Here is a 22,766-nt window from a genome sequence, read left to right as displayed (position 1 = left end):
CTGAGGGCAGGAGCTGTTGTTGCTCGGGGTGGTAGGGTAAGTAGCTGGTGCTCATGCCTTTGCATCGCAGGCTTCGTGCCAGGATTCATCACCAACGAAGGTTTCTGCCGCCCAGACTCCTAGCCAAATCACTGCCCGGCGCTGGCAGCCGTTCACTGAAGTTGGTCACCGCTTTCCCGGTGCGCTCCAGCAACCCGGTTTCGATGTGGATATTCAACACGTTGCGCGACCAACCATGCGCAATGGCCGCCTGCGCATATGCAAGACGCTGCGCGGGTTGCTTCAACCGGGTCAACAGCACGAGGTTATGTCCCCAAGGCAATTGTCCAACAGCCTGTTGGACAATTTCAGCGTCTGGCCAAGCCTCGGCAAAGGCTCGCATGTACATCAGGTTGGCGCGAGAAAACCCCTTCATTTCAGGGAAGGCTATGCGCAAATCATGCGCCAGCCGCTCGATCACCTTGGCACCCCAACCTTGGCTTGCTTGTCGCGCCAGAATGTCGCGCCCAACCTGCCAATACAGCAATACCAACTCGCGGTTCACCGCCAGAGCCGCACGCTGCTGGGCGGTATGGATGCGGGTTTTCAGTTCAACCAGCCAGTCGGCATAACCTTCGGGCGTGGGTATGAGAGAAACGGGCTGATCGCTCATGGTTTGCCTTCCTTTATGCCACCCTGACCTGGCCGTTCATGAGCAGGGGAAGTAGCCAATCCCGGAGTTGGGCGAGTTGCTGGTTTTCTTTTGTGTTGTTGGCTATCTTCTCAAAAGCCGGCTCAACGACTGCAGCGAACTTTTCAATAATCTCACCTTTTGGAATAGCAAGTTTGGTCAACTCAATGTCATTCGAGACGATGGAATCGAAGACCGAACCAGAAGACTTGACGTGCAAGTGATGGATCAACTCCTTGGCGAGGAAGAAGAGGAAAACATGACTGATACCGGCCTTCGCACGCAGCGCATAGCAGGACTGATTCATTGACATATCTACACCCGCGAGCACCAGCCTACCCACGGACCCGCGTGCAGTGATGAAAACCGTGTGCTTGCTAAACAGCTTGGTGCTACTGCCTTTTAGGCCTTCGTCGGTGATGTAGTCCGCCGTTGAAAACTTGAAGATGCTTCCATCTGCATCGCTGGGCGTGAAGAATGGAATGTCGCCGCTCCAGTATTCCTGCTTCTTTTTCGTCGGGGTACCGCCCCCTAGCAAATCGGCAACGGCCAGAACGCTCGAATCGTGCCACCCCAACGGAATCTCCCGTTTCAGCGCAGCGTTATAGACCATCTTGCCGCCGGAGGATTTATAGGGTTTGCCGTTGGCGCCGGGGAAGTCGAACTGCACAAACCAGTAGTCATACAGCGTCTTGGCCATCGCCTCCAGCTCAGCGTTGATGCGGTTGTTACAGTCGATTTTGGCGTCAAGAGCGGAAAGGACGGCGGCGAATTTCTTTTGCTCATCCACTTTTGGAAGCGGAGCAGTAACAGCGTAAAGACGCTCGGGAGATGTGTGTTTGACTTTCGAACCAGTAGATGTAAGTCGAATTTGTTTCCGGACGGATTTTGTCTGGAATAAGTAATAGACAAAGGATTTGTTGAGCTTCTTTGGGTCTGTTGAAATCAATCCAAGTCGCTGGTTGTGGAGATACGTGTCTTCTTCAGGAACAAAGGCACAGCTACCCAGCAATCCTGCAGATTGCTCCGTCATCGCAACAATCAAGTCACCTTTGCTGTGCAGGTAATCCTCTGGAATATCTCCGAGGTAGTACTTCTCTTTTCCCGCCTGTCTTTTGAACCCGCCTGCTTCATGGAAGTTTCCCGGAGTCAGGACAACGTAGTGGCCGTCATCCGAGAAATACTCACTCTTGAATGGATACCCATGTTTGATATGCAACTTTCCTTGAAGCGATGAGACCGGCCATTTACTCATAACGCAACCCCGCCAACTGCTTCTTGATTTCCTGTTCCAGCCCGACCGACTCCTTGAACAACGCATCCAGCTTGTCAGTAAAGCCCTGCATCTTCTCGGCGAACTGCTTCGACGTCAGGTCGCTATATTCAATCTTTACGTCGAAATACTGTCCGGCGCTCAGGCTGTAATTCTTGGCAGCGATATCGGCATAACACACCACCACCGAAAAATCCTCCATCGCGTATTTCGCATTGAAGGTGGCAATGATGCAGTCTTCTTCAGAATCTGACAGCAAGGTTTTCTGGTTCTTGCCGTCTTTGACCTTGGTGCCAAGCTTAGATGCGTCGATTAGCACCACGTCGGCCTTGTTAGACGCGTCAATGAACAAGATGGACACGTTGGTGCCGGTGGTGGCAAAGATGTTGCTGGGCATGGAAACCACACCAGCGAGCATTTTGTTATCCACCAGATGCTGGCGAATTTTCGTCTCGATACCGCTTTGTGCGGTAAGAAAGCCGGTCGGTACGACGACTGCCGCTCTGCCGCCGGGTTTCAGCGAGTGGATGATGTGTTGCAGGAAGAGCAGATAGATCGCCATCTTCTCTTTTTCTTTGGCCGGGATCTTGGGTATTCCGGCAAAGAAGCGGTCTTTATGCTCTTTGGCATCCAGCTCGTTGCGGAAATCAGAGAAGTCCATCTTGAACGGTGGATTGCTGACGATGTAGTCAAACTTCTTCAACGCCTTTCCACCCCGGTGGTAAGGATGGAGCATGGTGTTGCCCTGGATGATGTTGGGGATGGAATGCACCAGATTGTTCAAGATCAGGTTCAGGCGCAGCAGGCTGGAGGACTTTTGCGAAATGTCTTGCGAATAGATGCTGCAGCGCTGCTCGCCAATGGCGTGGGCGATGTTCATGAGCAACGTGCCGGAACCGGCCGAAGGGTCGTAGCAGCTGACGTTGCTCACCTTTCCACGCACTGCTTCGGGCACCAGTATGGCGGCCATGATCTTGGCCACGGCGTGCGGGGTGTAGTACTCGGCGTATTTGCCGCCGCTGTCCTTGTTGTAGTCCTTGATGAGGTATTCAAACAGCGCGGCGTAGAAATCGTATTTTTCGTTGAAGATGCGCTCGAAGCTGAAGTCGCCCAGCTTGTTGATGATGGTGCGGCAAAAGGCGTCGCGCTTCGACGGGTCGGTGATGAATTCGCTGACCCGGTCAAACAGGGTGATCTTGGCACCGCCGTCGGTTTTGACGGCGAAGATGTCGTTGTTGCTGATGGCGATGTCGCGCAAGGTGTCGTCGAACAGCTTGGCGAATTCCGGGGCGTTTTGGCGGCCCCACATGTGGGCGATGAAATGCTCAGGCTTGAGCCGGGCGGTGTCTGGCCCCATCTGCATTTGGAGCATCTCCACATCGTCAGCGCTCAGGGCTGCAATGGCGGCTTCCCAGCTTTCTGCCTCGGCAAGCTCTGGTCGGATTTTCTTGGCTTCGAAGGCGAACTTGTCGTTCAGGAACTTATAGAGGAACACCTGGGTGATGATCTTGAACTCGTTGCCATCGTTGCCCAAGCCATACTCAGCACAAACTTTCTTAAGGCTGTCGATCAGGTCGTGTGTGCGTTGTTTAAATTGTTGGGTTACCAAACTTGTGCTCCAGGCTGGCCTGCGCCCATGCGGGTGCCAGCAAAAAATTCATTCATGTATTCGGCTACCACCAGCTGGTTGATGGTGCGGGTGGCGTCGGGGGTGAGTTTGATGTGCTGACGGGTGTAGAACTCACCAATCACGATGGGCTGCATCATGTTCTCGAAATAGCTCTCGTTGTTCAGCAACAGGGAGTTTTGCAGCACGTGTCCGTCGGCCTGCGCTTTGACACCGGCCAGCGCTTCAAACAATTTTCGCTCAGTCTGCGTGCCTCCTGACGTGAGTGGCCCACGCTCTTGCAAGCGCTTGTGGATGCGCGTGTATTTGGCATCGCCTCGGTATTTGGCGCGCAGCTGGTTGTTTTGGCGGTTCAGCTCTTTGACTTTGTCGTGGATGGCATTGAGCGCGCCGATATTGGCGGTCATTTCTTCTTGGCTGACTTCGCTGAGCTTTTTGTTTTTGAACAGCCGTTGAAGTTCTTCGCGCAGAGTGACGAACTTGGGGTCTTGCTGGTCAAAGTTGTCGGCTAAGGCCTCGCGCGTTTGGCGCAAGGTGTTTTTGAGCTTGTCGGCCAAGACCAGCTCTTCTTCCCGGATTTTGGCGAACTTGAAAACCACATCTTCGAGCGCGACGTTAAGCAAGTTGCTGGTATCACTGGCTGATTCGATGGCCTCTTTGAGGTTGAGCAGGTCGAGGTGATTGCAGGTTTCGCGGTAGAGCTGGCCGAGCTTGTGAAAGTCGAGCTGCTGCAACAAGCCGTATTCGCCTTGCAGACGAATCAGGTTGTAGAGGTTGCGGGCATCGGCCAGCGCTTTTTTGAGCGCCAGCACAGTGCTGCGGTCTTGGATCTGGTTGAGCTGCTTTGAAAATTCTTCAGCGTTTGCAATATCGAAGCTAAAAAGAATGTCTTTGATGGCTTCGATTTCCTGGGTAATCTCATCGGCCGACTTGAACAGATTGGAGTAGTGCTCGATTTCATCGCCCAACTCGGATTGCAGCTCGTCAAAGTAGTCCTTGTTGGTTTTGTCGAATTCCTTGCGGATGTCGGCAAAGTCCACCACGTAGCCATAGCGGAAATCCTTGTAGGTGCGGTTCACCCGCGTGAGCGCTTGCAGCAGGTTATGCGCCTTGATGACACGCCCCAGGTAGAGCTTTTTCAGGCGTTTTGCATCAAAGCCAGTTAGCAGCATGTTGTAGACAAACAGGAGGTCTATCTTGCCTGCCTTGAAGTCTTCCACCCAGTCCTTGCGTTCGTCTTTGGTGCCCACATCGTGCAGGATGAGCGCGGCGCTTTTCGCGCGGTTGGCAAGCTGCACACGTTCTGCATAGCTGCCCGTTGGGGCGGTTGCAAATATAGCTTGCCCTGAGTCTTGGGCAACTACGGCCGACGACGTTGGCTTGGTATACACCGCGGTGAAGATGCGGAACATTTCTTTGGCTTGATCTGCGCTGTCACAGATCACCAAGCCACCAATGCTGGCGTCACCCAGTGCGCTACGGCTCTTTTCGAAGTCGCGCACGATGTAGTCGAGCATGGGCTCTACGAAGGTCGGGTGGGAGTAGATCAGTTTGCGATCCACATCGCCCTGCTTGAGCCGTACGGTGGCGAGTGCCTCTTGCAGCGAGAGCTTGTAATTTGTGGCGATTTCCTCGCGGATCAGCCGAAGGGTGTAGCCGTCGGCAATGGATGCGTTGTAGTAATACTTGTGAATGTAGTCACCAAACAGGGCGCGGGAGTTGTAGTCGTCACCCAAGAGGGGCGTGCCTGTGAGGCCGATTTTGATGGCATTGCGGTCCGATTGGCTGAGGTTGGCCAGAAAGCTGCCCTGCGGGTTGTAGCTGCGGTGCACTTCATCCAGAAAATAGACGCGCTGGATGTTGAAGTCGTAGTCTTCGGCGCGCACCACGTCCGGGTCATCCTGAAATTTTTGGATATTGACCACGGTGATTTCAGGCTTGCCGCTGTGGTTGTGCAGCACCTGGGTTGTTTTGATGTCGCGTGCAAAGTCTGCACGGCTGTCGATGGTGTGGACCACTAACCCCCGGCTGGTGAATTCATGCTGGGCCTGCGTGGCCAGATCAAGGCGGTCAACGATGAAGTAGAACTTCGGGATAACACCTTTGCGCTGGAAGTAATCAGTAAGAAAGCGGGTGTTGTAGTAGGCCAGCGCAGTTTTGCCGCTGCCTTGGGTGTGCCAAATGATGCCTTTCTTCACCCCTAAATCGAGTTTCTTCTCAATGGCCTTGGTGGCAAAGAGCTGGGGGTAGCGCATGACGTGTTTTTGCAAGCCGTCAGTTTCGTTGACGTATGCCAGTGCAAAGTGCAGCAGGAATGACAGACGCCCACGGCTGAACAAAGACGTGCAGATGCGGTTCGTCGGCGTATCGGGCGACTTGTTGCTCAGAAACTCGGGGCTGTGCTTGATAACGTTGAGATTGTTGTCGCGTAGCACTTCGTTCTCGATAGCATCGTCCTCATCGGCCAGCAGCTGGGCGAGATCAAGCGACTCTTCTTCACGGAAGTAGTTGAAAACAGGCGCTTCATAAGACGGACTGGCATAGAAGGCACCCTCAACGGGCTGGGGCGAACCGTCTTCGTATTCCATGTTGTTGGAGAAGACCATCAACTGCGTCATATTGATAAACCGCCGGAAGCGCGGATTGCAACTGCGCGTAATGATGCGATTGCGCTCTGCAAGCACGCCCTCTCGATTATTGGGCTTCTTGACCTCAATAAAGGCCAGCGGCATACCGTTGATAAGCAGCGTTATGTCGGGTCGAAACTCATCGTCACCGTTTTTACAGGTGAGCTCCGTGACAACATGGAAGCTGTTGTTATCGAAATTCTCGAAGTCGATCAGCCGAATGCCAGAGTGCTCGGTAAGCCGTTCATAAAAGGCTTTGCCGAGGTCTTCGTTATCGATGAGAAGTTTGACGTCGGCCAGCAAACGGAGGACGTCATCCGCCTCCAATCTGGGATTGATTCGGGCAATGGCATCACTGAACAGCGCGGGAAAGATGTTGGTTTCTTCGTCCCAAATGGCGTCTTTCAGTGAAAGATAGCGGTAGCCAAGCCGAACCAGATGCAGGATGCACGGAATCTTGACCCGTGAGTCTTCGCTGAAAACCATCAATTTTCCCCTTGGAGGGCTTCAAACTTCATCACGACAATCAAGCAAACAACCCCTGGTGCTCACGGCAATACTGCAACCCGCCAAAGCGTTTGGTGTTGTTCCAGCAGAACTTGCCTTCGGGAAAGCTGATCTTGCCGTGGCAATGGGCACAGATCAGCTTTTTGGCCAGTGAGGCATCAGCCTCAACGGGCGCGGCAGCGGCAGGGGTGGCAACGGGTGCAGGTGCGACGGGCTTGGACGGCTGAGCAGCCTGGGCCACATGCGGCTTGGGCTGCATGAAATCTGGCAGGTGCAGCAAGTCAGCCGGACGGTGCTGGCGCTTGAGTTTTTCGCCCCACTCCTTGATGGTGTCGAGGCTGCGCATGTTCAGCACGACTTTTAAAACAGACCCAACGCCCATGGACTCAACGTACTTATCACGCCAAGCGGGAAATTGATCTGCCTTGATGAGAAATGAGGTGTCAAACGCCTTGGGGTCCGGCCTGGTGATGATGGCTTTGGGATGCAACATGACCACATGGTGAAATCTGAGCTTTTTGTCGGTGCGCCCTACCATGCCCAGGGTTTCCATCAGGCGGGCCAGCACCCGTTCGTGGCGTTTGCTTTGCTCTAGCGGCGAAGGTATGCCAAAGCGGTCTTCGTCGTAGATGGCGGTGAACTCGCCATAGGGGTTGACTTCGAGGTTGCCTGCGTAGTTCTTGGTTTCCAGCAGGTAGACAGCGCCGCCGCGTGCCAGTACCAAATGGTCGATTTGCGCCACTTCCCCATCCACAACCAGGCGCAGGTCGTGGAGAAGCACATGGTTCTCTGCACCTTTGAAGTAACTGTCCAGGTAGTAGGCCGACTCTTTTTCGCCCTGAATCCCTTTGCGACAGCGCATGAGCTCTTCGCGCAGCCACTTCTTTTGTTTGATGTCCAGCAGGCTGGACTTTTGCAGGTCTTCCAGCAGCGTCAGGCGCTTGCTTTTGTCGTCGGCTGATTTGATCAGCATGTGCGCTTCCTCCCGTGTGGGCCTAACTATACCGCCACACATGCAGCCAAAGCCGCCCCCGGTATGGGCTGTTGCGCCGCAGAGCGTTGTGGGTAAAACCTCAGTGCAGCGGGGCTCACATCGCTACGAGGGCAGTTGCTTGAGCAGCCGGTCAAAGTCGCTTTCAAACAGCTGATCTTGGACGATGCGGTATTTTTCAAACTCGCTTTCCGCATGCGCTTTGGCGATTTCTGCGGACACCTTGCCAGCGTCTTGCAGCACGCCACGGTCCGTCGCTTCGATGAAGCGGTTCAAACGGGTCTCCCAGTCCTGCATGGTCATCGGGATTTTGCGCAGCGCCATGCTCTCAGCCACGTCCAAATAGGCAGACACCAGCCGCTGCAACTGAGCAAGTTCGTCGTCTGTGAGGTAGTTCTTGGCAACGGCAACGTCAAATCTCTGGATCTTGCCCGCTGGTGCATCGGCCCAGCTGGTCAGTCCCATGTGTGTCTTGGAGGCATCGGCGCGGTGATAAACCACCCCGGCCGCCGTTTGCCCGTGAATGGCCCAATGCAGCTTGTTTTGCACTGTGGCAAAAAACCGCTTGGTAGCCTGGGCCGTCACGTCATAGTCAATGGAAGTGGCGTAGATGTCGGTGATCTTTTGGTAGAACTTGCGCTCCGAGAGCCGAATCTCACGCACACGGGCAAGCTGCTCTTCGAAGTATTGCTGGGTCAGGACGGAACCGCCGCGCTTGAGGCGCTCGTCGTCCATCGCAAAACCCTTGATGGTGAACGACTCGATGATGCCGGTGGCCCACTTGCGGAACTGCACCGCCCGCTCGGAATTAACCTTGTAGCCCACGGCAATGATGGCGGCAAGGTTGTAGTGCTGTGTGTTGTAGGTTTTGCCGTCAGCGGCAGTTATTCGAAAAATTCGAATAACTGAATCCACCTCCAATTCGCTATCTGCAAATACCTTCTTCAGGTGGTAGTTGATGGTGTGCGTCTCCACGTCATACAACTGACCGAGCATCTTCTGCGTGAGCCACACGTTTTCGTCGGCATAAACCGCCTCCACGCCCCCCTGGCCACTTGCGGCAACAAAGGTCAGGTACTCCGCCGCTGACGAGCGGACGAAAGAGCTAGCGATAGCGGATTTCTTGTTCATGTCGCCTCCTGGCGGTATGGCTCGTTTCGGGCGGTGAGATAGCTGGTATGGCGCAACAGAAGCCCAATATCACCCTGCGTCATGGCTTTGCGCGGTGTGCAAAAGTCATCTGACCAAGATGATAACTGTTGTTCTATACAGCACTCAAGGTATCCCTGCAAAGCAGCCCGTCAGCCCATTCGAGCAAATCGGCCAGACTCAACAGCTTGAGCGCATGTCACCCACAACGACATGTCAATAAAACATGTTCTCTTTTTTGCAATTTGGCGACACGAATAAAGCTCATGTCGTTTCTGACGACATGAGCGCGTTCGCCTGCCCCCTACCTCCCCTGCAAATACCCCTGCGCAATCGGCTGCAAGGCCGAGGCGGTGATGCCCAGGGAATCCAGGCCAGGGAACTTGCCAGTGGCCACGTTGGGCACTTTCATCGAGTCGAGGTTGTCGGTGCTCATCACCGGTTCGCCCGGCGCCAGACCCATCAGTTTGGCCTGCAGGCGGGCGGCCCAGTCGGGCAGGCCCAACACGGGGCGGCCAAAACCACCGCCCAGGCCCGCCAGCTGGCCGGACAGCTGCACCAGCTGTTTCAGGGTGAACACCTCGGGGCCGACGAGTTCGATGGTGCGCGGTGAGGCGTCGGGGCTGGCGCCAGCCAGGCAGCGCACCACGGCGCTGGCCACATCCTGCACCCAGACCGGCTGAAACTGCGCGTTGGCACCGGCCAGCGGCAGCACCGGGAAGATTTTTTGCAGCTTGGCAAACACATTGAGAAACTTGTCCTGGGCGCCAAAAATCACGCTCGGGCGCAGGATGCTCAGGTCAAAACCGCTGCGGCCCGAGACATCAGCGCCTGCGCCCACCGCAGCCTGGATCAGCACCGCCTCACCCTCACCTTTGGAGCGCAGGTACATCGACGGCAGGGTTTGGGGCTGCAGCGCGTCGGTGCCCAGGGCGCTGACATGCACCAGCTGTTTCACACCGTGGGCCAGGCAAGCCTTGGCAATCTTGCGTGGCAGGGCCACATGGGTGCGCTCAAACGCCGCCTGGTTGCCGTGCAGGATGGCCACCAGATTGACCACGGCGTCCTGCCCGGCCACCACCTGGGCCAAGGCGGCCTCGTCGTGCACATCACACTCCAGCACGGTCAGGCCGGGCAGGTGCTGGAGCGCGTTGGCATTGCTGCGCCGCCGGGTCGGCAGGGTCACGGCCCAGCCCTCACGCACCAGTTTTTCACACACATGGGCACCTACAAAGCCGGTACCCCCAAGCACAAGGATTTTTTTCATGGCGCGATCATGCGGCAAATACGCCGCTGATTCCGCCCGGGCGCTCAGATAACCCGAAGCGGGGCGTGGGGTGCAGGCCATCAGCCCAGGCGCTGCGCCATGATTGCTCTGCTAAAAATAGCTACTTAAGCTTATGAAATAAGGTCTAGAAGCCAAAAACGCTTTAAACCACCACCGGCTCGGGCTCGAGCCAGATGCCAAAACGCTCGTACACACTGGTCTGGATCGCTTTGGCCAGGGTCATCACCTCGCCGCCGGTGGCGCCGTCCGGGCCGTCAACCGAGCCACGGTTCACCAGCACCAGCGCCTGTTTCTCGTAGACGCCCGCTTTGCCGACCGACTTGCCGCGCCAGCCGCAGGCGTCGATCAGCCAGCCCGCGGCCAGTTTGAAGCTGCCATCTGCCAGCGGGTAAAACACCACCTTGGGGTCGCGGCCAATGATGTCGGCACACTGCTCAGGCGTTACCGTGGGGTTTTTGAAGAAGCTGCCCGCGTTGCCCATCACCGCCGGGTCGGGCAGTTTGGCGCGGCGGATCTCACACACCCAGTCAAACAGCTGCTGCGCGCTGGGCTGGTCCACACCGTGCTCGGCCATCTTTTTCTCAAGGTCCAGGTAACCCAGCACCGGTTTCCAGGGTTTGGGCAGGGCAAAGCGCACGCGCAGGATCAGCGCCCGGTCTTTGAGGCCAATGGCCTGTTGGCCCTCATCCACATTGGCGGAGCTGCTATGTTTAAAAACAGAGTCACGGTAACCGAAGGCGCATTGGGCGGCGTTCAGGGTGAACACCTGGCCAGTCACCAGGTCGATCGCGTCAAGGGAATCAAAGCGGTCCTGCAGCTCCACCCCATAAGCGCCGATGTTCTGCACCGGCGCGGCGCCCACGGTGCCCGGAATCAGCGCCATGTTTTCCAGCCCGGGCCAGCCCTGCGCCAGCGTCCAGGCCACAAAGTCGTGCCAGTTTTCACCGGCACCGGCTTCGACGATGACAGCTTTGTCGGTCTCGGCCACCAGTTGGCGCCCCGGGATCTCGACCTTGAGCACCAGTGGTTTGACATCGCCGGTGAGGATCACATTGCTGCCGCCGCCCAGCACAAACTTGGGCTCGCTGGCCCATAAGGGGTCGGCCAGCAGGGTGCTGATGTCGGCCTGGGTGGTGATGTGGGCCAGCGCATTGGCTTTGGCCAGGATGTGAAAGCTGTTGTAGGCCTGTAGCGGCACATTGTTCTGAACTAACATGGCGGAATTGTCGAACATTTATTTAGCGAGAACTCCTATGCCCTCTTTTGACACCGTTTGTGAAGCCAAGATGGTGGACGTGAAACACGCCGTGGAAAACACCTCCAAGGAAATTGCCACCCGTTTTGACTTCAAAGGCACACCCGCCGCTGTTGAACTCAAAGACAAGGAAATCACCCTGATTGGGGACGCCGACTTCCAGCTCACCCAGATCGAGGACATCCTGCGCAACAAACTCACCAAACGCGAGGTGGATGTGCGTTTTCTGGACAAGGGCGACGTCCAGAAAATCGGCGGTGACAAGGTCAAGCAGGTCATCAAGATCCGTGACGGCATCGAGACCGAGCTGGCCAAAAAAATCCAACGCCTGATCAAGGACAGCAAGATCAAGGTGCAGGCCGCCATCCAGGACGGCAAATTGCGCATCACCGGCAAAGACCGCGACGACCTGCAGGCTGCCCAAGCCCTGATGCGCAAAGAAGTCACCGACATCCCGCTGAGTTTTGACAACTACCGCGACTGATGAACCCGCTGCTGCACGCCCTGCCCGCCCTGGCCACAGCCACGCTGCTGTGCGCCGTGGCCTTGCCGGCCGCCGCCCAAAGTGTGGCGCTGGCTGGGTTGCTGGGCAGCAAGGCGCTGCTGGTGATTGACGGCGGCCAACCGCGCAGCCTGGGTGTGGGTGACACCGTGCAAGGTGTCAAGCTGGTCAGCCTCTCGGGTGACCGGGCCCAGGTGGAGATGGGTGGCAAACGCCAGACGCTGCGCATGGGTGGCGCCCCGGCCAGTGTCGGCAGCAGCGGTGCTGAGGCGGGTGGCAGCAAGATCGTGCTCAGTGCCGACTCGCGCGGCCACTTCATGACCCTGGGCCAGATCAATGGCCACAGCGCCACCATGATGGTCGACACCGGTGCCTCCAGCGTCAGCCTGTCGGTGGCGCAAGCCCAGCAGTTTGGGCTGGACTACAAAAAAGGCCGACCCCAGGGCATCAGCACCGCCAACGGCGTGATTGCCGGCTGGCGCATCAAACTCGACCGGCTGCGCGTGGGCGATGTGACGCTGTACGACATCGACGCGGTGGTGTCCGACGGCGCCATGCCTTATGTGCTGCTGGGCAACAATTTTCTGGGCCGTTTTCAGATGAACCGTAGCAACGACCAGATGGTGCTGGACAAGCGTTTTTGAGCATGGGCCTGATTGTCAAGAACGAAGGTGAATACGAGGATCTGCTGGGCCTGTGGTCGGACCTGGAGTCCGGCCTGGCGGTGGTGTTGACCCATCCCGACAGCGTGCAGGAATTTGCCCAGCGCATCCATCAATACGACCGCTGGCTGCAAGACCTGCTGCAGCAGGACACCGATGTCAGCCTGTACCTGCTGTTCCAGCTGGCCACCAAGTCGCCGGTGGGTTACAGCGCCTCACACGCGCTGGTATGTGCGGTCTTGTGTGACCTGATCGCCGCCCACCTGGCACTGCCACGCGCCCAACGCGACAGCCTGGTGCGCGCCGCCCTCACCATGAACGTGGCGATGACGGTGCTGCAGGACGAGATGGCCACCCAGCGCGGCCGCCCCACGCGTGAGCAGCAGATCACCATCAACGAACACCCGACCAAAGGCGCCCAGATCCTTGAGAGCAAGGGCATCAGCGACACGTTATGGCTGGAGGTGGTGCGGCAGCACCATCAAGAGGACAACTCAGCCCAGACCCTGAGCCAGCTGCCGCCACAGCGGCGGCTGGCGCACATCCTGCAGGTGGTGGACCGCTACGCCGCGATGATCAGCCCACGTGAATCGCGCGAGGGCCAAAGCGCCGCCGACTCGGCTCGTAACCTGATCCAGGGGGCCTCGGAGCACAGTGGTGCGGTGGGCCAGGCGCTGGTGCAGATGGTGGGTTTTTGCCCGCCGGGCACCTTTGTGCAGCTCGAAGACGGCCGGGTGGCGATCGTGACCCGGCGCACCCCGCAGGCCAACCAACCCGATGTGGTGGTGGTGATCGACGCACAGGGCCGACTGGTGCGCACACCGGTGCGCCATGCCACCTCGGGCCCGGGGGCAGGCATTGCCTCGGCACTGCTGGCATCGGCCGTGCGTGAACGCATCAACCACCACCTGGTGCTGCAACTGGGCAGCACCGAAGCATGATCTGGTTTTGATAGCTGCCTGCCCTTTATAAATCAGGGTCAGAGGCCCATTTATTCATGAAAACCGAGCCCGCCACCCCACCCTTTCATGAGCCCCGGCTGAGCCGTGAGTTACGTGCCCTGCTGGCCAACCAACGGGTGGCGTCGATGGGCACCCTCAACAGCGAGGGCAAACCCTTTGTCTCGATGGTGCCGTTTGCGATGGAGCCCGACAGCGCCAGCCTGGTGATCCATGTCAGCCAGTTGGCACCCCACACCGGCTACCTGCTGGTGAACCCGGTGGTCTCGGTGATGGTGATGCAGGCCGAAGTGGCTGGTGCGCCGGTGCATGCCTTGCCCCGGATCTCGTTCGACGGTGTGGCCACCCGGCTCGAACCCGGCACCAGCGCCTGGCAAGCCGCCCGCAGCGCCTACCTGGCGCGTTTCCCCGAGGCCGAGCCGATGACCCAGCTCGGTGACTTCAGTTTTGTGGGCATCCGCGTGACGCAGGCGCGCCAGGTCGCGGGTTTTGGTGCGGCCAGGTCGCTGGCCAGCGACGAGATCAGCAGTGTGCTCAGGCCGCTTTAGGCGGGCAAGGCCTGGCCTTCGATGAAGGCCACCATCATGCGCGCCACGGCACCACCATCGTGGCCCATGGCGAGTCTGTCGGTGCACGAGATGTAACGTGCCTCACCCAGTGCCGCACGGCGTTTGTTGAGCAGGTAGGCGCTGTAGTCCACCACAAACTCGGGGTGCGGCTGCACACAGAACACCCGGTCTTCCACCGCAAACGCGGCCACCGGGCAAAACTCACTGGTGGCCAGCAGCCGGGCACCGTCGGGCAAGTCAAACACCTGGTCCTGGTGGCTGGCCAGCAGGGCGATGTCACAGCGCCCTTGGGCCTCAGGCAGATCAGGCGCCAGCCATTGGTAATCCATGCGCCCGGCGCCCCAGCCCTGCGGCGCCCGGCCCACACGGGCACCCAGGCACAGCGCAATCAGTTGGTGGCCAAAACAGATGCCAATGAGTTTTTTCTTGGCCTGCAGCAGCTGCTCGACCTTCTGACGCAGCGTCAGCACCCAGGGCTCTTGTGAGAACGAGTCGGCCTTGCTGCCGGTCAGCAGCACCGCGTCATAGGCATCAAACGACGCGGGGTAGTGCCCCTGCATGGTGTTGAACAGGTCGATCTGGCCCGTGGCACCGGCGTCGCGCAGCAGGCGCTCGGTCATCGCGCCATAACTTTTGTAGGTCGGCTCAACCGCCGGGTCGAGGGTGTCGTTGTCGAGGATGCAGAGTTTCATACTCAGTGTTTTCCGGTGTGTTTGGCCGATGATCCATGCCGGTGATGCGGGTGGCCGCGGTGGGCACTGTGGTCTGGCACAGCGGCAGGTGGCGCGGCTTTTTTGCCCAGCTTCGACTCGGTGCCCTTGATCAGCCGGTTGATGTTTTCAGCATGACGGTAAAGCAGGAACAATGCCATCACCGTGATGCCCACGGTCACACTGGTGTTCTTGATCCAGAAGGTGTCACCAGCCAACACATACACCACCGGCGCCAGCACCGCAGCGGTGAGCGAGGCCAGCGACGAATACCGAAACCCCAGCGCCATCAGCACCCAGATCAGCAAGGTGGCCAGGCCCAGCCAGCCACTCACGCCAAGCAACACGCCGAGTGCGGTGGCCACACCCTTGCCCCCCACAAACTTGAAGAACACCGGGTACAGATGCCCCAGAAAAGCCGCCAGCCCGACCATGGCCAAGGTGCCGTCACGCAGGCCATACTGGGGGCCGTAGATGCCCACCAGGAACACCGGCAACCAGCCCTTGGCAGCGTCTAGCAGCAGGGTGATCACCGCCGCCGCCTTGGAGCCCGAACGCAGCACATTGGTGGCACCCGGGTTTTTGCTGCCAAAGGTGCGCGGGTCACTCAGGCCCATGACCCGGCTGACAATCACCGCAAACGACAGCGAGCCCACCAAATAGGCAGCCACCACAGCCAAAACTGGCAAAAAGCTTTGCATGGATTCCAAAAAACACTCCTGCTGCCCGCGGGTGCGGGTGTAAGTAAATCAACTATTTTGCCAGCCAGCGCCGGGCGCTGGCCAAACAGCGCAGCTTAGCCCAGCACCTCGGCCAGCGCACATAACACCGGTTTGGCACCCAGCAGGTCCACACACACCTGCGGCGCCAGCCCCACCAAGTAACCCCGCCGACCACCGTTGATCAGGATCTTGGGCTGGTCAAGAATGGTGGCCTCGATGAACACCGGCATGGTTTTGCGCGTGCCAAACGGCGAGGTGCCCCCCACCAGGTAACCGCTGTGCCGGTTGGCCACCTCGGGGGCACAGGGCTCGACCGTCTTGGCACCAATCTGGCGTGCCAGGTTTTTGGTGGAGACCTTGCGGTTGCCATGCATCAGCACCACCAGGGGTTTGGCGTCCTGGTCTTGCATGATCAGGGTTTTGACCACCGCATACGGGTCCCAGCCCAGCTCAGACGCGCTGTGCAGGGCACCGCCATGCTCCAGGTAGTCATACGTGTGCTCGGTGAAGGCCACCTTGCTGGCTTTGAGCAGTTGGGTGGCAGGGGTTTCTGAAACGTGGTCTTTTTTGGCCATACAAAAATCGCTGTGTGTTCACATGGCCGGGTCGCGCATCTCCCAGCGGATATCGTCCACCTGGCGCAACACGGCCTCCGACAACTGAGTGCCCCAGACGGCGACGTTTTCCTCCAATTGGGCCACCGAGGTCACCCCCAGAATGGTGCTGGACACGCGCCACTGCCTGTAACAGAAGGCCAGCGCCAACTGGGTGGGTGTCAGGCCGTGTTCACGCGCCAGCGCGTTGTAACGCAGGGCTGCCGCCTGTGCTGCGGCCCGGCACCAGCGCTGTTTGCGCATGGACTCAAACTTGGTCAGACGCGCTTCTGCCGGGGCGCCCGGGCCGGTCAGCCCCGTAGCGTCGTATTTTCCGGTGAGCAGACCAAACGACAGAGGTGAATAGGCCAGCAGCGAGACATTCAGACGGTACAGGGTTTCGTCCAGCGCGTTCTCCACACTGCGGTTGAGCAGGTGGTAGGCGTTTTGCACGGTGGCAATGCGCGGCAGGCCGTGTTGTTCGGCCAGGCGCACAAACTCGTGCACACCATACGGTGTTTCGTTGGACAAGCCCACCGCACGCACCTTGCCCGCTTTCACCAAGGTGCCCAGCGCCTCCAGCTGGGCGTGGATGGACGTACCCTCGGTCTCACTGGGTTGGAAATACAGGCCACCAAACATCGGCACACTGCGCACCGGCCAGTGGATCTGGTAGAGGTCGATCACATCCGTTTGCAGGCGCTTGAGGCTGGCGTCGCAGGCGGCCACGATGTCGGCACCGGTCAGGTCAGCGCTGCCACCACGCACCCAGGGCATGGAGCGGCTGGGGCCAGCCACCTTGGTCGCCAGCACCAGCTTTTGGCGCACACCGGGGCGCTGGCTGAGCCAGTGGCCAATGATGGTTTCGGTCGCGGTATAGGTTTCGGCTCGGGCAGGCACCGCGTACATCTCGGCGGTGTCGATGAAGTTGATGCCCAGCTCAAGCGCGCGGTCCAGGATGGCAAATGCGGTGGCTTGATCGACCTGTTCACCAAAGGTCATGGTGCCCAGACAGATGGGCGAGACAGACAGGTCGCTGGAGCCGAGTTGCACAGATTTCATAGGTAACACAGAGGGTAGAGAGCCAAAACGAAAAGTGTAAGCTCAAGCCATGGCACACACCGGTCATCGGGTTGTTGGCGTCCAAAAGAACTGACCTGACTCCCTATCATCCACCCCATGTACGCCATCCAGAACATCCCCCGCAGCCAGTTTGTCCCGATCCGCACCCTGAACTACCACGTGCGCCTGTGGGGCCAGCCACAGCTTGGCCAGACACCGCTGGTGTTGTTGCACGGCTGGATGGACGTGGGCGCGAGTTTCCAGTTTGTGGTGGACGCGCTGGCGCAGGACCACTTCATCATCGCGCCCGACTGGCGTGGTTTTGGGCTGACCGCCTCCAACGGTGCCGACAGTTTCTGGTACCCCGACTACCTGGCCGATCTGGACGCGTTACTCGACCACTTTTCGCCCAACGACCCGGTGCATCTGGTGGGCCACAGCATGGGCGCCAACATTGCGATGTTGTACGCCGGCATTCGCCCGGCGCGGGTGCGCCGCCTGGTCAATCTGGAGGGTTTTGGCCTGCCTGCCACCCAGCCGGAGCAGGCCACCGAACGTTTCACCCAGTGGCTGGACCAGCTCAAAGCGCCGCACGCCACACAGCTCAAGACCTACCCCTCGCTGGACGCTGTGGCGGCCCGCCTGATCAAAAACAACCCGCGCCTGAGCCCCGACAAGGCGCAGTGGCTGGCCAGCCACTGGTCGGTGGAGGCCACACCGGGCCACTGGCAAATCCTGGCCGAGGCCGCCCACAAGCTGACCAACCCGCAGCTCTACCGGGTGGACGAGGTGGCCAGCGTGCACCGCCAGATCACGGCGCCCACCCTGATGGTCGAGGCCGAAGACGATGGCATTGCCCTGTTCTGGAAGGGCAAATTCACCCTGGCCGAACACCGCCAGCGCCTGCAAGCCGTGCCCAACATCCGCGTGCAGGTGTTGCCCGACTGTGGCCACATGCTGCACCATGACCAGCCGCAAGCGGTGGCCGCTTTGATCGAAGCGTTCTGCAAGTAGCCCGGCGTGAGAAAATAGCGGGTTATTTGCCGAACAGACACACACAGGACACCTCAATCATGGAAGCAGAACGCATCAACGCCATTGGCAACCTCCTCGCTGACCTCAGCGCCCGTGCCCTTGATTTACGGGGGTATCTTTGACTTCGATGCCAAATTCGAACGTCTGAGAACCGTCAACGCCAGCCTGGAAGACCCCACGGTCTGGAATGACCCCAAACGCGCCCAGGAGCTGGGCAAAGAGAAAAAACTGCTCGACGGTGTGGTCGTCACCCTGACCGACCTGCAAAGCAATCTGGCGGACAACACCGAGTTGTTCGAGATGAGCCGCGACGACAACGACGAAGCCGGCCTGATCACCATCGAAGAAGACGCCGCGCGCCTGGAAGAGATCGTCAAGGGTCTCGAATTCCGCCGCATGTTCAACAACCCGGCCGACCCGCTGAACTGTTTTGTCGACATCCAGGCCGGCGCCGGTGGCACCGAAGCCTGCGACTGGGCCAGCATGTTGCTGCGCCAGTACCTGCGTTATTGCGAACGCAAGGGCTTCAAGACCGAGATCGAAGACGAAACCGCAGGCGACACCGCTGGCATCAAAGGTGCATCGTTCAAGGTCGAGGGTGAATACGCCTTTGGCCTGCTGCGCACCGAGACCGGTGTGCACCGCCTGGTGCGCAAAAGCCCGTTTGACTCCTCAGGCGGCCGCCACACCAGCTTCGCCAGCGTGTTTGTTTACCCCGAGATTGACGACTCGATCGAGATCGAGATCAACCCGAGCGACGTGCGCGTGGACACCTTCCGCGCCAGCGGCGCCGGTGGTCAGCACATCAACAAGACCGACTCGGCCGTGCGGCTGACGCACATCCCGACCGGCATCGTGGTGCAGTGCCAGGACGGCCGCAGCCAACACAGCAACCGCGACGTGGCCTGGAAACGCCTGCGCTCGCGCCTGTATGACTTTGAGCTGCGCAAACAGCAGGAAGCGCAACAAAAGCTCGAAGACACCAAGACCGACGTGGGCTGGGGCCACCAGATCCGCTCCTACGTGCTGGACAACAGCCGCATCAAGGACCTGCGCACCAACTATGAGACCTCGGCCACCCAGAAGGTGCTCGACGGTGACCTGGACCCCTTCATCGAAGCCTCTTTGAAGCAAGGCGTGTGATGCAGGACGCTATGACTTGCGAAGCTGCCAGCCCAATATCCAAAAGGGCTGGCGTGGCTTCTGGCTTGATCTTCGACATGGACGGCACGATGATCAACTCGATGCCCAGCCATGCCCAAAGCTGGGTCGAGTTCTGCCGCCGCCAAGGTATCCAGATCGATCTGGCCGACCTGATGCGCCGCACCACCGGGCGCACCGGTGCCGAATGTATGCGTGAGTTGTTCCAGCGTGAGATGTCCGACGACGAGGCCTGGGCCTACATCGCCATCAAAGAACAGCTCTACCGCGACCTGTTCGCCCCGGTGTTTGCCGAGGTGCCGGGCTTCAAACAGTTTGCCGGGCTGGCGCGACAACGCGGCCTCAAGATCGGCGTGGGCACCGCCGGTGATCGCCACAACATCGCTTTTGCAATGCAGCGCCTGCAGTTGCCAGTGCCACCGCATGCGATGGTGGGCGGTGACGAGGGCTTGCCAGGCAAACCGCAACCCGCTATATTTTTAGAAGCTGCCAAGCGAATGGGTATAAGGCCTGAAGACTGTATTGTCTTTGAAGACGCGCCACTGGGCATTGAGGCCGCGCGCCGCGCTGGCATGCGTGCGGTGGCGATCTGCAGCGGCCACAGCGCCAACGAACTGGCCGGGCCGCATGTGATGACAGCGGCCAACAATTACCTTGAATTGATCGAATCACATTTTCTGGAGACCTTACATGTTGCAACTGCTTGAAGCATCGGGCGCGGCCACCGCCGTGCGCCGCGCCGACTACTCGGCCCCGGCGTTCTGGATCGACACCGTGGCGCTGACCTTTGATTTGGACCCGGCCAAAACCCGCGTCCTCAACAAGATGACGCTGCGCCGCAACCCCGAGGTGCCCGCACAAGCCTTGCGCCTGGACGGTGACGAGCTGAACCTGGCGCGCGTGCTGGTCAACGGCGCCGGTTGCTCGTTCAAGATGGACGGCAGCCAGTTGGTGCTGGAGAACCTGCCGCAAGAAGGCGCGTTCGAGCTGGAAATCTTCACCACCTGCGCCCCCATCAAAAACACCAAGCTGATGGGCTTGTACGTCAGCAACGACTCGTTCTTCACCCAGTGTGAGGCCGAGGGCTTTAGGCGCATCACCTACTTCATGGACCGCCCGGACGTGATGGCCAGCTACAGCGTGACGCTGCGTGCCGACAAGGCCAAATACCCGGTGCTGCTGTCCAACGGCAACCTGGTCGAGCAAGGTGATCTGGAAGACGGCCGCCATTTCGCACGCTGGGTCGACCCGCACAAAAAACCCTGCTACCTGTTCGCCCTGGTGGCGGGCAAGCTGGTGGCGCGTGAACAACGCATCGTGGCACGCAACGGCAAAGAGCATTTGTTACAGGTCTATGTGCGCCCCGGCGACATGGACAAGACCGAACACGCGATGCAGTCACTGATCAATTCGGTGATCTGGGACGAAGCCCGCTTTGGCCTGCCGCTGGATCTGGAGCGTTTCATGATCGTCGCCACCAGCGACTTCAACATGGGCGCCATGGAGAACAAGGGCCTCAACATCTTCAACACCAAGTACGTGCTGGCGAACCAGGCCACCGCCACCGATGTGGACTTTGCCAACATCGAGTCGGTCGTTGGCCACGAGTACTTCCACAACTGGACCGGCAACCGCATCACCTGCCGCGACTGGTTCCAGCTGTCTTTGAAAGAAGGCCTGACGGTGTTCCGCGACCAGGAATTCAGCATGGATCTGTGCGCTGAACCTTCCGCCCGCGCTGTCAAACGCATCGAAGACGTGCGGGTGCTGCGCACCGCCCAGTTCCCCGAAGATGCTGGCCCGATGGCCCACCCGGTGCGGCCTGACAGCTACATCGAGATCAACAACTTCTACACCGTCACCATCTACGAAAAAGGTGCCGAGGTGGTGCGCATGATGCAAACCCTGGTGGGTCGCAACGGTTTTGCCAAAGGCATGGCGCTGTACTTCGAGCGTTTTGACGGTCAGGCCGTCACCTGCGACGACTTCGCCCAGGCCGTGGCCGACGCCAACCCCGATTCATCTCTGGCCAAACTGCTGCCGCAGTTCAAACGCTGGTACAGCCAGGCCGGTACACCGCGCCTGCAAGCACGTGGTCACTACAACGCCGCCGAGCGCACCTACACCCTGAGTTTTAGCCAAAGCTGCCCGGCCACGCCGGGTCAGGACAACAAAGAGCCGTTTGTGATCCCGGTCCAACTGGGCCTGGTGGGGGCCAGCGGCGCCGCCCTGCCCCTGCACATCCAGAACGACCTGGGCAGTGTGGGTGACAGCCACCTGCTGGTGCTGACCCAAGCCAGCGAGTCGATCACCTTTGAGAACGTGAACGAAGAGCCGGTGCCCTCGATCCTGCGTGGTTTCAGCGCGTCGGTGATCCTGGACTTTGACTACACCGACGCCCAGTTGCTGACCCTGCTGGCGCACGACCACGACCCGTTCAACCGCTGGGAAGCAGGCCAACGTCTGGCCCTGCGAAGCGCTATTCAATCCATAGTGGACAGCCCAGACGGTATCAGGGCCAAAGGCCTGAACCACGCCTATGTCGAGGCCATGCGCGCCGTGCTGCGCCACCCCACGCTGGACGCCGCGTTCAAGGAACTGGTGCTGACGCTCCCAAGCGAGACCTACATCGCCGAACAGCTCGATGTGGTCGACCCGCAACGTGTACACGCGGTGCGTGAAGCCATGCGTGAGCAACTGGCACGCGAGCTGTTGGCAGACTGGGAATGGGCGTTTGAGACCCACAAGGCCAACGGCAGCTACCGCCCCGACACGCTGTCAAGCGGTCGCCGCGCGCTGGCGGGCCTGGCGCTCAACTACCTGTGTCTGGCCGCACGCAGCTCCGAAGACACCGTCTGGCCCGGCAAGGCCTACCAGCGCTTCAAAGACGCTGACAACATGACCGACCGCCTCAATGCCCTGTCGGCCCTGGTGCACAGCGGCCACGAGCTGGCGAAACCCGCGCTGGCACGCTTCCACAGCCTGTTCAAGGGTGAGGAGCTGGTGCTGGACAAGTGGTTTGCGCTGCAAGCCGGTTGTTGTGACCGCGGTGGCCAGGTGCTGCCTGCGGTGCGCGCGCTCATGAAACACGCCGACTTCAACCTCAAGAACCCGAACCGCGCGCGCAGCGTGATCTTCAGCTACTGCAGCGCCAACCCCGGCGCCTTCCACCGCAGTGATGCAGCGGGTTACGTGTTCTGGAGTGAACAGGTGCTGGAGTTGGACGCCATCAATCCGCAGGTCGCGGCCCGCTTGGCGCGTGCGCTGGACCGCTGGAAAAAGCTGGCCGAGCCCTTCAAGACCGCTGCCCACGAAGCCCTCAAACGGGTGGCTGCCAAGGCCGACCTGAGCAACGACGTGCGCGAGGTGATCTCACGCGCCCTGGCCGACTGATCCACCCCGGG

Annotated in this window: 19 protein-coding genes and 1 pseudogene; 8 read left to right on the top strand and 12 right to left on the bottom strand. The window is 59.3% G+C overall.

Features of this window, described 5'->3' with window-relative positions:
• Positions 1–118 precede the first annotated feature (118 nt).
• From FDG13_RS12795 to murB, 8 genes and pseudogenes are all read right to left on the bottom strand, one after another.
• Positions 119–652 (bottom strand): annotated as a pseudogene (locus FDG13_RS12795) (DUF1016 N-terminal domain-containing protein); the annotation flags it as partial.
• A gap of 13 nt (positions 653–665) precedes the next feature.
• Positions 666–1,925 carry a restriction endonuclease subunit S gene (locus FDG13_RS12790; protein ID WP_180128277.1) on the bottom strand — a complete coding sequence of 420 codons (1,260 nt, stop codon included), beginning with the start codon at positions 1,923–1,925 and terminating at the stop codon, positions 666–668.
• Entirely contained in the window at positions 1,918–3,552 is a 1,635-nt protein-coding gene (locus FDG13_RS12785) for a class I SAM-dependent DNA methyltransferase (protein ID WP_180128275.1), read from the bottom strand. Before FDG13_RS12785 ends, FDG13_RS12790 begins: the two co-directional genes overlap by 8 nt.
• Positions 3,546–6,683 carry a type I restriction endonuclease subunit R gene (locus FDG13_RS12780; protein WP_180128273.1) on the bottom strand — a complete coding sequence of 1,046 codons (3,138 nt, stop codon included), beginning with the start codon at positions 6,681–6,683 and terminating at the stop codon, positions 3,546–3,548. The genes FDG13_RS12785 and FDG13_RS12780 overlap by 7 nt, the downstream gene beginning before the upstream one ends.
• Before the next feature lie 40 nt (positions 6,684–6,723).
• The gene (locus FDG13_RS12775; protein ID WP_180128271.1) at positions 6,724–7,677 is read right to left on the bottom strand and encodes a nuclease-related domain-containing protein; all 954 of its coding nucleotides are present in this window, start codon (positions 7,675–7,677) and stop codon (positions 6,724–6,726) included.
• 123 nt (positions 7,678–7,800) lie between these two features.
• Positions 7,801–8,826: a virulence RhuM family protein gene (locus tag FDG13_RS12770; RefSeq protein WP_180128269.1), complete on the bottom strand. Its 1,026-nt coding sequence runs from the start codon at positions 8,824–8,826 to the stop codon at positions 7,801–7,803.
• A 322-nt stretch (positions 8,827–9,148) separates the two neighbouring features.
• A complete protein-coding gene (locus FDG13_RS12765) occupies positions 9,149–10,111 on the bottom strand; it encodes a complex I NDUFA9 subunit family protein (protein WP_180128267.1) in 963 nt (320 codons plus the stop codon).
• A gap of 163 nt (positions 10,112–10,274) precedes the next feature.
• Positions 10,275–11,348: a UDP-N-acetylmuramate dehydrogenase gene (gene murB / locus FDG13_RS12760; protein ID WP_180128265.1), complete on the bottom strand. Its 1,074-nt coding sequence runs from the start codon at positions 11,346–11,348 to the stop codon at positions 10,275–10,277.
• A gap of 37 nt (positions 11,349–11,385) precedes the next feature.
• Between murB and FDG13_RS12755 the strand changes: the two genes are divergently transcribed.
• Genes FDG13_RS12755 through FDG13_RS12740 form a run of 4 tightly spaced genes read left to right on the top strand, consistent with a single transcriptional unit; the run spans position 11,386 to position 14,058 of the window.
• Complete coding sequence (locus FDG13_RS12755) at positions 11,386–11,871, top strand: YajQ family cyclic di-GMP-binding protein (protein ID WP_180128263.1); 486 nt, start codon at positions 11,386–11,388, stop codon at positions 11,869–11,871.
• Positions 11,871–12,533 (top strand): TIGR02281 family clan AA aspartic protease, encoded by a 663-nt coding sequence (locus FDG13_RS12750; RefSeq protein WP_180128261.1) that lies wholly within the window; start codon positions 11,871–11,873, stop codon positions 12,531–12,533. Before FDG13_RS12755 ends, FDG13_RS12750 begins: the two co-directional genes overlap by 1 nt.
• Before the next feature lie 2 nt (positions 12,534–12,535).
• The gene (locus tag FDG13_RS12745; protein ID WP_255435241.1) at positions 12,536–13,492 is read left to right on the top strand and encodes an HD-GYP domain-containing protein; all 957 of its coding nucleotides are present in this window, start codon (positions 12,536–12,538) and stop codon (positions 13,490–13,492) included.
• 56 nt (positions 13,493–13,548) lie between these two features.
• Positions 13,549–14,058: a HugZ family protein gene (locus tag FDG13_RS12740; RefSeq protein ID WP_180128259.1), complete on the top strand. Its 510-nt coding sequence runs from the start codon at positions 13,549–13,551 to the stop codon at positions 14,056–14,058.
• Here FDG13_RS12740 and FDG13_RS12735 read toward each other — a convergent pair.
• The 4 genes from FDG13_RS12735 to FDG13_RS12720 all read right to left on the bottom strand — a co-directional run bounded on the left by FDG13_RS12735 (position 14,055) and on the right by FDG13_RS12720 (position 17,166).
• A complete protein-coding gene (locus tag FDG13_RS12735) occupies positions 14,055–14,771 on the bottom strand; it encodes an amidotransferase (RefSeq protein ID WP_180128257.1) in 717 nt (238 codons plus the stop codon). The genes FDG13_RS12740 and FDG13_RS12735 overlap by 4 nt on opposite strands.
• A gap of 2 nt (positions 14,772–14,773) precedes the next feature.
• Positions 14,774–15,490 carry a glycerol-3-phosphate 1-O-acyltransferase PlsY gene (gene plsY, locus FDG13_RS12730; protein ID WP_180128287.1) on the bottom strand — a complete coding sequence of 239 codons (717 nt, stop codon included), beginning with the start codon at positions 15,488–15,490 and terminating at the stop codon, positions 14,774–14,776.
• A 95-nt stretch (positions 15,491–15,585) separates the two neighbouring features.
• The gene (locus FDG13_RS12725) at positions 15,586–16,086 is read right to left on the bottom strand and encodes an aminoacyl-tRNA deacylase (RefSeq protein ID WP_180128255.1); all 501 of its coding nucleotides are present in this window, start codon (positions 16,084–16,086) and stop codon (positions 15,586–15,588) included.
• An 18-nt stretch (positions 16,087–16,104) separates the two neighbouring features.
• Positions 16,105–17,166, bottom strand: coding sequence for an aldo/keto reductase (locus FDG13_RS12720; RefSeq protein ID WP_180128253.1), 1,062 nt, complete (start codon positions 17,164–17,166; stop codon positions 16,105–16,107).
• A gap of 117 nt (positions 17,167–17,283) precedes the next feature.
• Here FDG13_RS12720 and FDG13_RS12715 point away from each other — a divergent pair, with 117 nt between their 5' ends.
• From FDG13_RS12715 to pepN, 4 genes are all read left to right on the top strand, one after another.
• Positions 17,284–18,180 (top strand): alpha/beta fold hydrolase, encoded by an 897-nt coding sequence (locus FDG13_RS12715; RefSeq protein WP_180128251.1) that lies wholly within the window; start codon positions 17,284–17,286, stop codon positions 18,178–18,180.
• 59 nt (positions 18,181–18,239) lie between these two features.
• Positions 18,240–19,344, top strand: a protein-coding gene (gene prfB / locus FDG13_RS12710) for a peptide chain release factor 2 (RefSeq protein ID WP_180128249.1) whose coding sequence is annotated in 2 segments (ribosomal slippage) — positions 18,240–18,320 and positions 18,322–19,344 — 1,104 coding nt in all. Because the reading frame shifts where the segments join, the coding sequence is not laid out codon by codon here.
• An 11-nt stretch (positions 19,345–19,355) separates the two neighbouring features.
• Positions 19,356–20,069, top strand: coding sequence for an HAD family phosphatase (locus tag FDG13_RS12705; protein WP_180128247.1), 714 nt, complete (start codon positions 19,356–19,358; stop codon positions 20,067–20,069).
• Positions 20,053–22,755, top strand: coding sequence for an aminopeptidase N (gene pepN, locus FDG13_RS12700; protein ID WP_180128245.1), 2,703 nt, complete (start codon positions 20,053–20,055; stop codon positions 22,753–22,755). Before FDG13_RS12705 ends, pepN begins: the two co-directional genes overlap by 17 nt.
• Positions 22,756–22,766: the final 11 nt, after the last annotated feature.

The organism is Rhodoferax sp. BLA1, from assembly GCF_013416775.1.
Classification (GTDB): Bacteria; Pseudomonadota; Gammaproteobacteria; order Burkholderiales; family Burkholderiaceae_C; genus Rhodoferax.
Note: the sequence above shows the minus strand (reverse complement) of the source record. Positions and strands in the feature narration are given on the sequence as shown.

What these genes read in the sequence shown, in the direction of transcription:
- FDG13_RS12750 (WP_180128261.1), top strand. Translation starts at nt 11,871, where the DNA reads ATGAACCCGCTGCTGCACGCCCTGCCCGCCCTGGCCACAGCCACGCTG.
- FDG13_RS12725 (WP_180128255.1), bottom strand. Translation starts at nt 16,086, where the DNA reads ATGGCCAAAAAAGACCACGTTTCAGAAACCCCTGCCACCCAACTGCTC.
- FDG13_RS12745 (WP_255435241.1), top strand. Translation starts at nt 12,536, where the DNA reads ATGGGCCTGATTGTCAAGAACGAAGGTGAATACGAGGATCTGCTGGGC.
- FDG13_RS12740 (WP_180128259.1), top strand. Translation starts at nt 13,549, where the DNA reads ATGAAAACCGAGCCCGCCACCCCACCCTTTCATGAGCCCCGGCTGAGC.
- FDG13_RS12790 (WP_180128277.1), bottom strand. Translation starts at nt 1,925, where the DNA reads ATGAGTAAATGGCCGGTCTCATCGCTTCAAGGAAAGTTGCATATCAAA.
- FDG13_RS12780 (WP_180128273.1), bottom strand. Translation starts at nt 6,683, where the DNA reads ATGGTTTTCAGCGAAGACTCACGGGTCAAGATTCCGTGCATCCTGCAT.
- FDG13_RS12755 (WP_180128263.1), top strand. Translation starts at nt 11,386, where the DNA reads ATGCCCTCTTTTGACACCGTTTGTGAAGCCAAGATGGTGGACGTGAAA.
- FDG13_RS12720 (WP_180128253.1), bottom strand. Translation starts at nt 17,166, where the DNA reads ATGAAATCTGTGCAACTCGGCTCCAGCGACCTGTCTGTCTCGCCCATC.
- pepN (WP_180128245.1), top strand. Translation starts at nt 20,053, where the DNA reads ATGTTGCAACTGCTTGAAGCATCGGGCGCGGCCACCGCCGTGCGCCGC.
- FDG13_RS12715 (WP_180128251.1), top strand. Translation starts at nt 17,284, where the DNA reads ATGTACGCCATCCAGAACATCCCCCGCAGCCAGTTTGTCCCGATCCGC.
- FDG13_RS12765 (WP_180128267.1), bottom strand. Translation starts at nt 10,111, where the DNA reads ATGAAAAAAATCCTTGTGCTTGGGGGTACCGGCTTTGTAGGTGCCCAT.
- plsY (WP_180128287.1), bottom strand. Translation starts at nt 15,490, where the DNA reads ATGCAAAGCTTTTTGCCAGTTTTGGCTGTGGTGGCTGCCTATTTGGTG.
- murB (WP_180128265.1), bottom strand. Translation starts at nt 11,348, where the DNA reads ATGTTAGTTCAGAACAATGTGCCGCTACAGGCCTACAACAGCTTTCAC.
- FDG13_RS12735 (WP_180128257.1), bottom strand. Translation starts at nt 14,771, where the DNA reads ATGAAACTCTGCATCCTCGACAACGACACCCTCGACCCGGCGGTTGAG.
- FDG13_RS12775 (WP_180128271.1), bottom strand. Translation starts at nt 7,677, where the DNA reads ATGCTGATCAAATCAGCCGACGACAAAAGCAAGCGCCTGACGCTGCTG.
- FDG13_RS12705 (WP_180128247.1), top strand. Translation starts at nt 19,356, where the DNA reads ATGACTTGCGAAGCTGCCAGCCCAATATCCAAAAGGGCTGGCGTGGCT.
- FDG13_RS12770 (WP_180128269.1), bottom strand. Translation starts at nt 8,826, where the DNA reads ATGAACAAGAAATCCGCTATCGCTAGCTCTTTCGTCCGCTCGTCAGCG.